At 50.4% G+C, this 14,358-nt stretch carries 11 protein-coding genes; 1 reads left to right on the top strand and 10 read right to left on the bottom strand.

All coding sequences use genetic code 11. The features are described 5' to 3' along the window. Positions 1 to 68: 68 nt before the first annotated feature. The 5 genes from cyoD to DVH26_RS11310 all read right to left on the bottom strand — a co-directional run bounded on the left by cyoD (position 69) and on the right by DVH26_RS11310 (position 4,591). On the bottom strand, positions 69 to 401 hold the full coding sequence (gene cyoD, locus DVH26_RS11330; RefSeq protein WP_239633792.1) for a cytochrome o ubiquinol oxidase subunit IV: 333 nt from the start codon (positions 399 to 401) through the stop codon (positions 69 to 71). Then, entirely contained in the window at positions 402 to 1,016 is a 615-nt protein-coding gene (gene cyoC, locus DVH26_RS11325) for a cytochrome o ubiquinol oxidase subunit III (protein WP_239633791.1), read from the bottom strand. After that, the gene (locus DVH26_RS11320) at positions 1,016 to 2,998 is read right to left on the bottom strand and encodes a cbb3-type cytochrome c oxidase subunit I (protein WP_239633790.1); all 1,983 of its coding nucleotides are present in this window, start codon (positions 2,996 to 2,998) and stop codon (positions 1,016 to 1,018) included. The genes cyoC and DVH26_RS11320 overlap by 1 nt, the downstream gene beginning before the upstream one ends. 37 nt (positions 2,999 to 3,035) lie before the next feature. Next, the gene (cyoA, locus tag DVH26_RS11315) at positions 3,036 to 3,944 is read right to left on the bottom strand and encodes a ubiquinol oxidase subunit II (protein WP_239633789.1); all 909 of its coding nucleotides are present in this window, start codon (positions 3,942 to 3,944) and stop codon (positions 3,036 to 3,038) included. 233 nt (positions 3,945 to 4,177) lie between these two features. Further along, positions 4,178 to 4,591, bottom strand: a complete 414-nt coding sequence (locus DVH26_RS11310; protein WP_239633788.1) for a nuclear transport factor 2 family protein — start codon at positions 4,589 to 4,591, stop codon at positions 4,178 to 4,180. A 181-nt stretch (positions 4,592 to 4,772) separates the two neighbouring features. Here DVH26_RS11310 and DVH26_RS11305 point away from each other — a divergent pair, with 181 nt between their 5' ends. Continuing rightward, on the top strand, positions 4,773 to 5,741 hold the full coding sequence (locus DVH26_RS11305; protein WP_239633787.1) for a GntR family transcriptional regulator: 969 nt from the start codon (positions 4,773 to 4,775) through the stop codon (positions 5,739 to 5,741). A 50-nt stretch (positions 5,742 to 5,791) separates the two neighbouring features. Here the strand turns inward: DVH26_RS11305 and DVH26_RS11300 are convergent, their stop codons facing one another. The 5 genes from DVH26_RS11300 to DVH26_RS11280 all read right to left on the bottom strand — a co-directional run bounded on the left by DVH26_RS11300 (position 5,792) and on the right by DVH26_RS11280 (position 14,212). Continuing rightward, positions 5,792 to 6,967, bottom strand: a complete 1,176-nt coding sequence (locus DVH26_RS11300; protein ID WP_239635338.1) for a MalY/PatB family protein — start codon at positions 6,965 to 6,967, stop codon at positions 5,792 to 5,794. Between the two features lie 104 nt (positions 6,968 to 7,071). Next, complete coding sequence (locus DVH26_RS11295; protein WP_239633786.1) at positions 7,072 to 9,552, bottom strand: trypsin-like peptidase domain-containing protein; 2,481 nt, start codon at positions 9,550 to 9,552, stop codon at positions 7,072 to 7,074. 223 nt (positions 9,553 to 9,775) lie between these two features. Further along, the gene (locus DVH26_RS11290; protein WP_239633785.1) at positions 9,776 to 11,797 is read right to left on the bottom strand and encodes a LuxR family transcriptional regulator; all 2,022 of its coding nucleotides are present in this window, start codon (positions 11,795 to 11,797) and stop codon (positions 9,776 to 9,778) included. Between the two features lie 146 nt (positions 11,798 to 11,943). Then, the gene (locus tag DVH26_RS11285) at positions 11,944 to 13,173 is read right to left on the bottom strand and encodes an MFS transporter (RefSeq protein WP_239633784.1); all 1,230 of its coding nucleotides are present in this window, start codon (positions 13,171 to 13,173) and stop codon (positions 11,944 to 11,946) included. 13 nt (positions 13,174 to 13,186) lie between these two features. Next, positions 13,187 to 14,212: an ROK family transcriptional regulator gene (locus tag DVH26_RS11280; protein WP_239633783.1), complete on the bottom strand. Its 1,026-nt coding sequence runs from the start codon at positions 14,210 to 14,212 to the stop codon at positions 13,187 to 13,189. Positions 14,213 to 14,358: the final 146 nt, after the last annotated feature.

The following is a 14,358-nucleotide window of genomic DNA, read 5'->3' as shown; positions in this document are numbered from 1 at the left end:
TCATAGTACCTCCGTTGTTTTAATAGTATGACTGATGACTGAACACGGTTTTCAAGAGATCGGAATGCTTACTGAGCTACCATATTGTATGTCATGATCCACATCGACCCGGCCACGATAACGAGTAAAATAACCAAGCCGAGAAGAAGGGAAATCAGGTTGTAGCGCGGTTTCTTTTCCTCACGCAGATGCATGAAGAACAACAGCTGGACGAACAGTTGCAGCACAGCGGCAGCCATCAAGACGATAGCGTTGCTTATCCCTTCCAGCCATCCGTTCAGTACGATAGCTACAGGAATAGCGGTCAATACAAGGGATAACAGGAAGCCTGCCGTATATGACCGGAACGAGCCGTGTGCTTCACCGTCATCGTTCCCATGAACAAATTCATGCTGTGCCATCTAGCTCACCCCCATCAAATAGACCACCGTGAAGACAAAGATCCAGACGACGTCCAAAAAGTGCCAAAACAGACTGATGATATTGACTTTACGCTTCGTAACCGGCGTGATTCCCTGACGCGACAATTGAACCATCAACGCTATCATCCATACGATACCGATCAGTACATGGAGGCCGTGCGTACCTACTAACGTGTAGAAGGCCGATAAGAAAGCACTGGTACCGATGGTTGCTCCTTCATGAACGAAGTGAGCGAATTCCTTGATCTCCAGCCCGATGAAGATCGTCCCTAGCAGCGCCGTTACAGCCAGCCAGCCGATCAAGGCTCTAAGGCTCCCTTTATTCATGGATAACAAGGCCAGTCCACAGGTGTAGCTGCTGAATAGCAATATCAACGTGCTTGCAATGACCCCGCCAAGCTCGAACAGGTCGGCAGGACCGGGACCGCCTGCGGTACTTCCTTTAAGAACGATGTATGTTGCGAAAAAAGTGCCGAAAATCATCACATCCGTCATCAAGTAAATCCAGAAGCCGAATGTGCGCATGCCTTCGATATCCGGATGCCCGTGGTGTTCTTCTGCCCCGGCCGAGTGAACATTGGTAGCTTGAACCATCAGACCGTCTCCCTCCTTGCCGCCGCTTCCGTACGTGTAATTTCCTCCACCGGGATATAATAATCCGTATCGTAGTTGAACGAATGGACAAGCATACATATCGCTACGCCAGCGAGCCCCGGGAGGATGAGCCAGAGCCAGTTGAACACGAAGCCGAAGCCGGCTAGAAACCAGAAGCCCGACATGATAACAGGAATCCCCGAGTTTTTGGGCATATGGATCGGCTCCAGCTTGCCTGACACTACAGGATCCGTCTGTCCTTGCTCGCGGCGCAGCTTCGTTTCCCACCAATCGTCCTGCTTCGTTACGTGCGGCAGAACGGCAAAGTTATAGTGCGGCGCAGGAGACGGCATCGACCATTCCAGCGTACGTCCGTTCCACGGATCTCCGGTCGTATCCTGGTTGCTGCGGCGGTGCTGGATGCCACGCGCAATCTGCCATACCTGGAACAAGAAGGCGACACCCATCAAGCCGGCACCGATTGTGGAAACCAGATTCAGCTCCCACCAACCCTTGTCCCACCCGTATGTTACGATCCGCCGCGTCATGCCCATCAGGCCAAGCACGTACTGCGGCATAAAGCAGATGTAGAAGCCGATATTCCACAGCCAGAACGCCCATTTCCCGATGCGCTCATTCAGCTTGAAGCCGAACAGCTTCGGCCACCAGTAGTAGAGTCCCGCGAAGTAGCCGAATACAACGCCGCCGATAATGACTTGATGAAAGTGCGCGATCAAAAAGTAGCTGTTATGGAACTGAAAATCAGCCGGAGCGACCGACAGCAGCACTCCTGTCATACCGCCTATAATAAAGCAGGGGATGAACCCCATCGTCCAAAGCATCGGCGTCTCGAACGTAATTTTCCCGCGGAACATGGTGAACAGCCAGTTGAACACCTTCACACCGGTCGGAATGGCAATCAGCATCGTGGACAGAGCGAAGAAGGCATTGACATCCGCACCCGAGCCCATCGTGAAAAAGTGGTGCGCCCATACGAGAAACGACAGTACGCTGATAATCATCATGGCGTACACCATCGATTTGTAGCCGAACAGCTTTTTCCTGGAAAACGTAGCGACAATTTCGGAAAAAATACCGAATGCCGGGAGTACGATAATGTACACCTCCGGATGTCCCCACATCCAAATCAGGTTAATATACATCATTGGGTTGCCGCCGCCGTCTAAGGTGAAGAAATGCGCTCCCGCGTAACGGTCCAAGAACAGCAGCGCCAGCGTCGCCGTTAAGATCGGAAACGAAAAGATGATGGCGATGCAGCTCGACAAAACCGACCAGGCGAACATAGGCATCTTCATCAGCTTCATGCCGGGCGCGCGCATTTTCAATATAGTGACCAGGAAGTTAATCCCCGTCATCAAGCTGCCGATCCCGGAAATTTGGATGCCCCAAATGTAAAAATCCTGCCCGACGCCTGGATTGAACATCTTTTCCGAGTAGGGAGGATACGCGAGCCATCCGGCATCCGGCGATCCTCCGATAACGAAGGACAGATTGAACAGCATCGCTCCCGAGAAAAACAGCCAGAAGCTGAGAGCATTCAAAAACGGAAATGCTACGTCTCTCGCCCCAAGCTGCAGCGGGATGATGACATTGAACAGGCCGAACATAAACGGCATTGCCATAAACAAAATCATGATCACGCCGTGAGTTGTGAATATTTGGTTATAATGATCCGGCTCCAAGAAGTGAAACTCCGGCATCGCCAGCTGCGCCCGCATCAATAGTGCATCCACGCCGCCGCGGAACAGCATCAGGAATGCGGCCAGAATGTACATGATGCCGATTTTTTTGTGATCGACGGTCGTGAGCCATTCGCGCCACAGCCACCCCCATTTTTTCAAATAAGTGAAACCGAACACGATGGCCGCGATCGTCAGGACAATCGTGACATCCGCTCCATAGATCAACGGATCGCCCGTTACGAAAAATTGCGAAGCGAACGTCTTCAGCTTCTCCCCCATGACCCCATCTCTCCTTCCCTTTTCTACTATTGGACCGTTACTTCTCCGGCTTCATCTCATGCGTATGCTTCTGCGGCATGCCATGCTGGTGCGACGACGCATATTTCGTCACCGTCATCTCGAACAAGCCTTCGGGGAACGCGGAGAAGGTTCTGCGATCCGAAACGGATGGCAGGGCCAGCTGCTTATAGCCATCCATGGTAAGCGCGGGAGAATCGGCTTTGACCTTGTTCACCCATTGTTCAAAGCTCTCTTCCTTCATGCTCTGTACATTGAAGAACATCTTCGCGAAATGCTCCCCGGTAAAATTGGCGCCGGACCCCCAATACGTCCCCACTTCGTCGGCTTGCAAATACAGCGTCATGGCCATGCCCGACATCGCATAGATCTGCCCGCCAAGCTGCGGGATCCAGAAGGAATTCATTGGGGAATCCGCCGTGATCTCGAAGCGGACGGGAACGCCTTGCGGAATGATCAGCTCGTTCACCGTGGCGATTCCCTGCTCCGGATATTGGAACAGCCATTTCCAGTCCAGGGAGGTCACTTGAACGGTCAGCGGCTTTTTATCGGATACCAAGGGCTTGGACGGCTCCAACGCATAGGTCGACTTCACCGTAATCACAGCCAGCGTAAAAATGATGAGGATCGGAATCCCCCACCAAATGACCTCGAGCTTCGTGCTGTGCTCCCAGTTCGGCGTGTATTTCGCCTTTCTCCCCTTTTTGTCGCGGTAACGCCAGCCGATCACAGCCGTCATAATCAGCACAGGCAGGATGACAACACTGCACAGCAGAGTGGAAACAATCATTAAATCCCGCTGCTGCTCGGCAATCGGGCCTTTGGGATTCAGCACAATGACGTTTTCTGCGCACCCGGTGGTAATTAACAGCATCAACGCCGTCACGTATAATAACGCGAACCATCTGGGTACCTTGGGTAAATTCATGTCTCTCAGCTCCTATCGACTGCATGCTTGCTTGGTACACCCTAACTCTAAAAGAGAAGGCTGCATGTGTCACCAGCCGCTGGTCAGCCTATTGGACCGTCCATTTTCAAAATAATGCAACAAAAAGGACACTGTTTGTCCATAACTTTATAGGTTGGAAATTAGAGGCTAACACAAAAAGACATCCGTCCTATGACGAATGTCTCTCACTCACTTTAATGTATAATGTATTCTTATTTATAACGCCGGTCGGTTTCCTGAATCGGATAATCGTTCGCGCTCATATCCCGCCGCCTCATCAGACCATCCTCGCCAAACTCCCACAGCTCATTGCCATGGGTTCGCATCCATTGGCCCGTCCCGGCATCCCGGTACTCGTATTCAAAGCGCACGGCGATACGGTTGTCCGTAAAGCTCCACAGCTCTTTCTTCAGCTTATAGTCCAGCTCCTTCTGCCATTTGCGGGTCAGAAACGCCTTAATGGCTTCGCGTCCCGTGAAAAACTCCGTACGGTTGCGCCAGTTGGAATCTTCTGAATAGCCTAAAGCTACCCGTTCCGGATCCCTTGAATTCCATGCATCTTCAGCGAATTGAACTTTCGCCAATGCGGTCTCCATGGTGAATGGCGGTCGAATATCTTTGCTCATCTTGTCATTCCCCTCCCACTAATATAACTAAATGAATAGGTATTTATATCCATATCATACTAGTTATTTTCGGAATGTCAACATGAAAATGCTCTTAATAATCACGCCTTGCATTCCCTTTCTAGTTAAAGTACATTTAAAGTACCAAACATATAGTAATTAGTGAAATGGGGATATAGATATGGAAAGCCAGCTCATGTTAAAGGTAAATCCCAAGCTGACGTTTTCGGTAAATACCCAAATCCGAGAGCAGCTGAAATGGCTCATTGGGATCGGCCAAATCAAGCCCGGCGACATGCTGCCTCCTGCTAATCAATTGGCGGATATTCTGGGGTTGAACAGGAATACAGTCAATCTCGTCTATAACCAGCTGCAGGATGAAGGGATTGTGGCTTTGCAAAAAGGCCGCGGCACGACCGTTATGACGAATATGAAGACCGACGAGCTGCAAAGACTTCGTCAGCCTATGCACGATCTGGTGACTACAACGATCCAGGAAGCCGGGCGGCTGGGAATTCCGCTGGATGAGTTTTTCACAGCTGCCCTTGCCTACATTTTGCTGCACCATACGAAAGCCTCGCATCCTTTGCGGTTTGTTTTTATCGAATGCAAGGAGCATGATCATATTTTTTACCGTAAGGAAATCGAGCGGGTCACGGGTGCGGACGTCGTGTCCGTCTTTCTCGAGGATCTTGCGGGGAATCCCGGCGCTTTGGCTGCCGCATTGGAGCATTCCCATACGATCGTCACCACCTTGAATCATGCCGATGAGGTGAAAGCTATGCTTGCCGGCTTGGATGCCAAACTTCTGGTCATTGGCGCTACGATCGAAATGTCCTTTTTGCTGGACGTTGCCAGGCTGGAGCCGGGAAGCAAAGTAAGCTTCGTCTGCTTGGGCAACGCCGGCGGACAATGGATGGCCAAGCGAGTCGATGCTGCAGGGATTACGCAAATCGAAGCCATGAGCGTTGGTTTGGATCATCCCGAGCAGCTGCAGGATAACCTTGTTCATGCCGACAAGGTGTACGCTTCCGCTGCCGTCTTGGACGAATTAAAGGCTATGGCGCCCGGCAAAGTGGAGCTGTACCCCATGGTTCTTGAACAAAGCAGCGAGATGCTGCTTAAAGAAGCGGCTTCACCCCAACAATAAAACAAACCGCAAACCCGTTAAAGGGTCTTTGCGGTTTGTTTTTTACGTGTTTATTCGTTTGCATTCGCTGCATCGCAAAACTGCTTCAGCGCCTGCTCCAATATGGATCTCGGACACGCGAGATTGATTCTCAGCCAGCCGGCACCCTCGGTTCCGAAGACCGAGCCTTCATTAAAGGCTACCTTGGCCTTGTTGTACATCAAGTGCTTTAACCCTTTGGCATCCAGACCGAGCTCGCGGCAATCCAGCCAGAGCAAGTAGGTGCCGTCCGGGCGAAGCGGCTTGACTTGCGGCAGATTCGATCCCAAATAGTCGATCGCGTATTCCAGATTGCCTTGGACATAGGCCATCATCTCATCGAGCCAATCCGCTCCATTACGGTAAGCCGCCTCCACGGCATCCTGGGCAAAATGCGACGCCATATGCAAGCTGAGCGTCTGCAGTCTGCGCGCCATTTTCCGCCTCAGATTGGCATTGGTAGCAACGATGAAGGAGGTATGCAGCCCCGGCAGATTAAACGTCTTGGTTGCCGCCAGGCAGGACACGGTAATGTCGGCAATTTCCGGAGACAACGTAGCGAACGGGGTATGCTTATGTCCCGGGAAGGTCAAGTCGCAATGGATCTCGTCGGAAACGACGGTCACCTGATATTTCAAGCAGAGCTCGCCCAGCTGCTGCAGCTCCTCACGCTCCCATACGCGTCCGCCGGGATTATGAGGACTGCAGAGCAGCAGGAGCTTGGCTCCCTCTTGGAACAGGGACTCCAAATGCTCGTAATCCATCTCGAAGCGTCCGTTGCGCAGCAGGAGCGAGTTTTTGGCTACTTTTCGCCCGTTGCTTTCAATGACGTCATAGAACGGATAATAGACCGGCGTCTGTATAACGACAGGTGCTCCCGGTTCGCTGAACAGCTCCACGGCCAAGCTTAACGAGGTCACGATGCTGGGAGAATCCGTTATCCAATCCGGTTGAATCTCCCATTGATGCCGATCGCGGAACCAGTTGACGATGGCTTCAAAATACGAATCCGTGCGGATCGCATAGCCATACATCCCCAAGTCGGCCCGTTGTTTCAGCACTTCCTTAACGGCCGGAGGGCTGGGGAAATCCATATCTGCAACCCATAACGGGAGGACGTCGGGTTCTCCGAACAGCTTTTCATTCTGGTCCCATTTGTAAGAACGAGTGTTGCGACGGTCTATGATACGATCAAATGAATAATTCAGGACAACCACCTCTTCTTTATGTTCTAGAGCTGCTATTGAATCTCATTGTACCTAATCATCATGTCAAAGAAAAGGCTCCCTTCCGGGAGCCGGCACAGATGAGATTATTTCACCGTGAAATCCATAGACTGCACAGCATCGTTCAGCTGCTTCCACAGCTTGTCCGTCTTTACGGCTTCGTTGGCCCGCACACGAACCGTATATACAATTCCATCCTTCGCAAAGACGTATTCGTGAAGCGTGTACGGGATATTCCTGCTTTTGTATTGAACCGCAAATTTCTTGACATCCGTGTCGAACATCGATTCATCCGTCTCGGTATATTTGTAATTCGCATCATTGTCTAGATTCTTCTTATACTCTTGCTCGGTTCGATTCAGCACCTCTTCCAGACTGGAACGGTCATCCGCCAGGATCGACAGGTTAGCCCCCATGGATGAAAAAGTCTTCGTCGCTGCGTCGATGGCGCTCTCGTTCCCTCCATCGTACCAGCGCTCCGGAAGCTGCAGCGAATAACCGTATTTATTATTGGTATAAGTGATGGTCCGACTCGGATCGATCAGATCCGCTTCATCCTGAATGACGCTTAACGAGCGGTTCAGCGCGTCTTTAGGGAAATGTATCGTGCCGGTCCAATCGGCAATATGCTGCTCCAGCGTCTCGCCGCCGGATGCTTTCTCATAAGTCCACGTCAGCTCGTACTTATATTTATCCTTAATAATATAGTAAGCATAGGTTTGCTTCCATTTATCCCCCATTGTCCAGCTGTACAAGTTCTGCATCGCTGTGACGCCGCCGACGGTTACTTCCTTCGCACCTTGGGTCTCACGATAGCCTTCCGCGTAAGAATCAGTAAATTCCTTTTCCTCTCTTGCCGCCCAGCTCGCCAACGTATCGCCTGAGACTGCGGAGGTTACGCGAATCGTGACCGCTTGGTCTCCGTCCTTGTTCACATAATCGAGATCGCCGCCGACCGCTTTCCAATCCTGCGGCAAATCAAAGGCCACCCCGTATTCCGTCGTCACCGAATTCTTATCTTGATAAGCCGTAATGTCCTTTAACGAGCTGTTCTTCGCATCATACTCCAGTTTAAATGAATCGAGCACATCGGCAATGCTGTTACGCTGAGCCGCGCTGTTCTTGCTGTCGCTCGTATTGACCATAAGAGTAACATAATACACCTTGTCTTCCTTTAAAAAGGCGCGAGACTGGAAATACAATTCATTTCCCATCTCTCCTACCAATTTGGCATACGACGGAGAATCCGGACCGCCCTCGACATATCGCTTCTCCAAAATCGTATCGACCATATCTTCCCTGTCCAGCTTTTTCATCAATCCATAAGGCGTCATGTCGGGACTCTGTTTCTCCTGAATGCGTATCGTGATAGCATAACCGCCCTTGGCATCGGCAAACGTAACCATGCTGCCGTTAGCCGACTGATTCGTCTTGACCAGCCCCGTAGGATATTTCATCGACCAGCCGAAGTGGCTGTCCCCGATCATCGTCTTCCCCTGGTCGGCATCGATGTAAGAACCGTCCGAATCCTGGATAACCGCAACGCTTCCCGACTTGTCTTCACTAAGTACCAGATCGACCTTTCGCGTGTCGAGCCCGGATTGCAGCGTTAGATTTACCTTATCTTCGGGCAAGTATTTTTTAAGCACTTCGTTGTATTCCACCATACTATGTACGGAGTCGGAATTGATGGATAGAAGCTTGTCCCCCTGCTTAATGCCCGCCTTGGCGGCCGGGGAATCCGGCTCTACGAACGTTACCTCGAGGCCGCTGCTTGACGGGAGACCGACCACCGCTTCCCAGCTTTCCGCAAGCTCCAATCCTAATGTCGGGCGTTTCACCTTGCCGTATTTAAAAAACTGGTCCAGCACATACTGCACCGTATCAACAGGAATCGCGAAGCCCAGGCTGTCAACGCCATACTCCACATATTTCATCGTGTTGATGCCGATAACCTCACCCTTCATATTCACAAGCGCTCCGCCGCTGTTGCCCGGGTTGATGGCCGCGTCGGTTTGAATCAGCCGATATTTGGATTGAACGGACCGTTCCATCCCGCTAATGATGCCGGACGTTACCGAATTTCGCAGCGCGAAAGATAACGGAGTTCCGATAGCCATTACGGATTCGCCGACGCGAATGTCCGAAGAGGACGCGAACGTAGCAGGTGTCAGTCCCGATGCTTCAATCTTGACAAGCGCGAGATCGCTCTCTTCATCATAGTGCGTCGTTTTGCCTGAGTACGATTTCCCGTCGGAGGTCACGATCGTCAGGTTGCGCATATTTTTCACGACATGGGCATTCGTCAATATATATCCGTCATTTCTGACGATAACCCCTGTCCCGTGAGCGAATTGGTACCTATCCGCCCGCGATAAGGTTTTATCGTTGCTCGGACGGCCGATAATAGCCACAACGGAGGAGGTTGTTTTCTGTACCAATGCGGGAATCGTCGCCCCATTCGGCAGCGCATCCGCGTATACCGGAGCTCCGAACATCGTAGCCGCCACCAGTAAGGATAGCGAGCCTTTCATGACTCCCTTGCTCAAGCTTTTCATTCTTTTCATTGTCTGTCTCCCTATCAGCAGTCTACATATCTTCTAAAATATACCTTTCACTCCAGTAAGAGTGCAAGAAAAATTTGTAAATGCTAGATTGATAGAGCAGGCGATTGCGATGTGCCGGGTAAAAGGGAATAAAGAGGAGCTGTCCTGAGTCACACGAAAGCATGTGATCGGAACAGCTCCAGTTATTAGGAATCCGTATAAATCCCATTGTCAATCGCTGTAATCAAGATTTACCTATCAGCTTCGCCGTTAACTGCGCTCGATTGTGAATGCCGAGCTTCGAATAGATAGACTTCATATGTTTCTTAACTGTAGATTCGCTTACAAAAAGCCTTGCCGCAATCTCTGCATTGGAATAGCCTGCGGCAACCTCCTTGGCAACGTCATGCTCTCTGTCACTTAGTAATCCGACTAAGGCTGGCTCGCTTAGCTGCTGTTCTATCGGGAAATTAACGATATTGACGAGATCGATGCCTGACCGTTGGAATAACTCCATCAAGAATGCGGCCAGCTTTTCGCTTCGTGTATCAAGCGCATAGGTCGGTGTCAGCGTCAGGCCATCATAATTGTAATGATCTGCTCCTTTCACGTGACGAAAACCGAAACCGGTATACGATTTACGGCCGATCTCACTATCATACGGCGTACAGATGGTTAGGCCGCCTCTGCATAAGTAGGAATAGATGAGTCGGATAGCTGCGGCTCGTACCTTCGGACTGAGAACATCGACGAAATCAAAGGAGCGAAGGAACCAGCCTGCAGGATGCTCGCGAGGGGTAACCAGCAGGCTGCTTTCCTTCTCTGTCAGCGTATGGAGGTAAGGAATGAATAACGGGTCCTTCTGCAGCCAAGGCAAAGTCCCGGCATGAATCGGTATCCATATCGCCAGCCCGCAAGCTTGATCATTCGGGTCCCGGAGCAGCTTGATTGACGACGGCTCCATTTTAAACAACAATTCCAGATCTAGCGGTGCAGCATTATAACGAACCTGTTCTTTCGAATAATTGAATTGAAAGCTGTTTCCCGTTACTGGGTCAATTTCATAGCCCGAAACGGGCTGCGTATTTGTTTCTCGCCATTTTGCATATGCCAGTGCATCCCGCAGTGTCGTTTCAGTCACGGCTTCCCAGTAATGACTAAGATCGTCCCCAAAGGTTAACGCGCGCAGGACGTCGATATCCGCATAATGAAGTAATTCACCGACCTCCCACTCAATAGCGCTTCGGTCTTTGCTTTCAATAATAGCTTTCGCATAATATTCGATACACCTTTTCGTCAACTCCAGATGCCGTTTAGGTCGCCGTTCCTTCAAACGATTATTCATCGATTTACGCATCAAATCGTGCAGCTGCCATCCGCGTTCAGTCCGTCTGACAAATGACAGCTCGATCAACCGATCGAAGAGGTCTGTCGGCACCTCCTCTTCCAAGACTGAAGATAGCCTCTCTTGATCAAAAACCCGTAAGACGGATGCCGCTTCAACGAAACGGTTAAGCTCTCTATCGGGTATCTCTTGAAGCCACAAAGCGGCTAACTGTTTAAACAAGTCTCCGCCTTTAATAGGAACTGTACTTTCTGAAAAATTGAATGCGGCGGCTAATGATATGGCAAGCGGATGACCGTTTGTTCTGCGCCAAATCTGCTCGATTTGAAAATCATCGGTGATGCCGCAGAAATCAAGATACTTAATACACTCATCCCGATCGAGCTGCTTTAACGGGAGCTGGCAGATCCTCTCTCGCCAGACCGGCGACCACAGCCAGCCTCCCCTAAGTGGAAAGCGGCTCGCTGTCAAGAGAAGAAGCCGTTCAGGAAGCATCGGAATGAGGCGGTCGCGGAGCCAGTTCTCCATATCTTGCATTTCTTCGAAGGTATCGATTGCAAGCACAACCACACGCTCGCCTGCTTGTTGCGCAATTTGCTCGCCAAAGTAGCGAAGGGGATCTTTTTCATTCTCTGCCGATAAACCGATCTGCGAAAGTAGTGCTGCACCGATCCCCTGCTCCGTATGGACAAAGTCACGGCTGTGCAGCTGAAGATAAACGGCACCAAGTTGCTGTGCTTTTTGTCGGCATAAACGAAGAAAAGAGCTTTTGCCTACTCCTCCCGTTCCGTAAACATGAAACAATCCCATATCACGATTCTTTTTTATTTTCTCAAGTATTTTCTCAAATACTGTAAGTTCCTGCTCGCGGCCGACAATGAAACGAAGCTCGCGGTCGGACAGCTTGTTAGCCTGATCCATAATTAATATATCACCAGTCACTTTCTTCGCCGGATCTCCAAATAATTCAATGACATTATAACATACAAATTCATGGAAGAACTGGGAATGCAGATATGGCGGTCAGCTTACAGAATAATGGACCATGTTGATCCAAGCTGCGATATTTATTTTTCTAAAGATACCTTAGATTCCGTTTGTTTGCTCAAAATATGGTTGACTTTCTCCGAACTCAGAAGCATCAATAAAATGAACGCAAGCGCAATAAAAGGCAATAAGGAGATACTCGTTTGTGTAGCGAGCAACCCAAAGAGCGGAGGCAGAAAGGTGGTGCCTGTGTATGCGACAGCCATCTGGTAACCCATTAGCTTGGCAGCATGCTCCCGTCCGAAGCGCGAAGGTGTTTCGTGAAGAAGCCCGGGGTAGATAGGAGCAAGCCCAAGACCAATGAGAATGAGTCCAACAAGGATCAACGAAGGATAAGGGAGCAGCAGCAGCAACCCGCCCGCAAGAGCTATGCTCTGACCGCACCGGATTAACACACGATTGTGGACCTTCAATGTAATAAAGCCTGTAATGAGCCTTCCCGCTGTTATTCCGCCATAATACAAAGAGATCCACCCGGCAGCGGTCTCGGCGGTCATATTTCTTGCAGTTACAAGATAACTGGCTCCCCACAATCCCACCATCGATTCAACCCCGCAATAGAACAAAAAAGCGATCAGCGTAGGTCTCACACCTCTTATCCGGAGGACGTTTGCCGTGGAACTATTTACAGGCTGGATGAGCTCAGATGCGTCTTGATCTTGTGACAAATGAAGGTTCTCCCGCTCAGCCGCTCTCATCTCGGCGATCCGTTTCCATAGGGGGAGCGTAACTAGCAAAATCATCGCGAGAGCGAATTGTATCAACGATACCGCTAAATAGCCATCTCTCCATGAGTTATGCTCCGCGATAAAATACGACATAATGATAGGGCCCATCGTAGCCCCTACACCCCAAAAACAGTGCAGCCAGTTCATGTGATGGGCTTTATAATTCTCAGCCACATAATGATTCAGAGCCGCGTCAATCGCGCCTCCGCCCAGACCAAGAGGAATGGCCAACAACACAAGCCAGATCATTGATGGCGCCATCGAGAACCCGAGCAGCGCCCCTGCCGTAAGGCAGCAGCTGATCAGAGTCATTTTTCCCGTCCCCAATCGCTGAACCAAGGTACCGCTTGCCAGACTGGAAACAATAGTTCCTCCGGCCACAATCATGGATAAGATTCCCGCGAAGCCGAAGGAAGCTCCCATGTCGAGCCGAATCACGGGCCATGCCGAACCAAGCAGAGAATCCGGAATTCCCAGGCTGATAAACGCCATATAGATAATAACCAAAAACAGGGTAGCCATAGTACAACTCCTTCTAACAGCAATCCGTAATCATCAAATTCAGCGCTAACTGCTGCAAGCCGGTCAAGTAATCCTGCCTCCAGCTGCTCATCACGAGCATCGGCAAATGCTCCTGCGGGATATAAGCCGAGCTTCTCTCCGCGACCCTGGCGAGAAGCGCTTCATCCGCCTCATCATCGCAAAAAACGACTGCTTTAGGGTTGAGAATCGCGGTGAACGTGGCGATTAAACGAGCGACGGCATCCATCTGGCTGTCTCCAGCCAATAAGTTCCGGCGATTGCGGTCGTTTGTCTGCAGAGCTTGCAGGAACGACTGATTATCGTACTGGGGCACGAAAGAAATTTCCCCCGAGAAAAACGTGCTGCCCCGCAGCACTTCGCCATGGATCATAATGCCGGAGCCCGGCCCGTTCTGGCCAAAATACAAATAAACCAGCGATTCATTCTCAATCTCGAGGTTCGATGCATATCCGAGCACCGATGCATTCATATCATTTTCGACTACGACCGGTATTTGGAATCGGGATTCAATCTCTTCTTTGAGATCATAGTCTAGGAATTGCTGATAGGGCGGGATAAAGATGATTTTCCCATTGTTGACGGCACCGGGCACACCGATAGCGATGGAACGAAGTCTTGGATACTTCTCGATCAGCGCTTCGATAAGGTCCGCCAGCATTTGCACCTCTTGATGCAATACGCTTGGCTTGGTCCCCTGCTCTTTGACTTCACCGATACAGTTAAATATCGAATAATTGGTTTCGTCCTTCTCGAGAAAAATCGCTAATCCCAGCATGTATTCCGGATCGTAGGTATACCTCTTGGCCCTTCTGCCTCCGCTGGAATCGTCATCGCCTGTATAGCGGATCTCTCCATCCTTCTCCATCTGAGCCATAAACTTGCTGATCGTCGGAAAGCTAATCCCCAGGCGCTGGCTTAGCTCCGCTTTCGTGGCGCTCCCCATCATGATGAGCCCCGCGCGGATGCGATAAATTAACGGCTCCCTTATTTCCTTCGGTGCCTTAAATACATTCGTCATGTAGATCAAAGCCTTTCATCCAAAAGTGATGATACTTTTTAAACTGATTTAATAAGTTAAGATCATCTTAGCAGATGTTGTATTGAAGGGCAATACAGGGAAAAGCCCTTCAAGCAATAAATTGCTTAAAGGGCTGCAGCTGCAGT

Source organism: Paenibacillus sp. H1-7 (genome assembly GCF_022354825.1).
Taxonomy (GTDB): domain Bacteria; phylum Bacillota; class Bacilli; order Paenibacillales; family NBRC-103111; genus Paenibacillus_S.
The sequence above is the reverse complement of the archived record's forward strand: the minus strand, read 5'-3'. Positions and strand labels throughout refer to the sequence as shown.

Excerpts from the sequence above, each read along its gene's own strand:
- cyoD (WP_239633792.1), bottom strand. The coding sequence starts at position 401 with ATGGCACAGCATGAATTTGTTCATGGGAACGATGACGGTGAAGCACAC.
- cyoC (WP_239633791.1), bottom strand. The coding sequence starts at position 1,016 with ATGGTTCAAGCTACCAATGTTCACTCGGCCGGGGCAGAAGAACACCAC.
- DVH26_RS11320 (WP_239633790.1), bottom strand. The coding sequence starts at position 2,998 with ATGGGGGAGAAGCTGAAGACGTTCGCTTCGCAATTTTTCGTAACGGGC.
- cyoA (WP_239633789.1), bottom strand. The coding sequence starts at position 3,944 with ATGAATTTACCCAAGGTACCCAGATGGTTCGCGTTATTATACGTGACG.
- DVH26_RS11310 (WP_239633788.1), bottom strand. The coding sequence starts at position 4,591 with ATGAGCAAAGATATTCGACCGCCATTCACCATGGAGACCGCATTGGCG.
- DVH26_RS11305 (WP_239633787.1), top strand. The coding sequence starts at position 4,773 with ATGGAAAGCCAGCTCATGTTAAAGGTAAATCCCAAGCTGACGTTTTCG.
- DVH26_RS11295 (WP_239633786.1), bottom strand. The coding sequence starts at position 9,552 with ATGAAAAGAATGAAAAGCTTGAGCAAGGGAGTCATGAAAGGCTCGCTA.
- DVH26_RS11290 (WP_239633785.1), bottom strand. The coding sequence starts at position 11,797 with ATGGATCAGGCTAACAAGCTGTCCGACCGCGAGCTTCGTTTCATTGTC.
- DVH26_RS11285 (WP_239633784.1), bottom strand. The coding sequence starts at position 13,173 with ATGGCTACCCTGTTTTTGGTTATTATCTATATGGCGTTTATCAGCCTG.
- DVH26_RS11280 (WP_239633783.1), bottom strand. The coding sequence starts at position 14,212 with ATGACGAATGTATTTAAGGCACCGAAGGAAATAAGGGAGCCGTTAATT.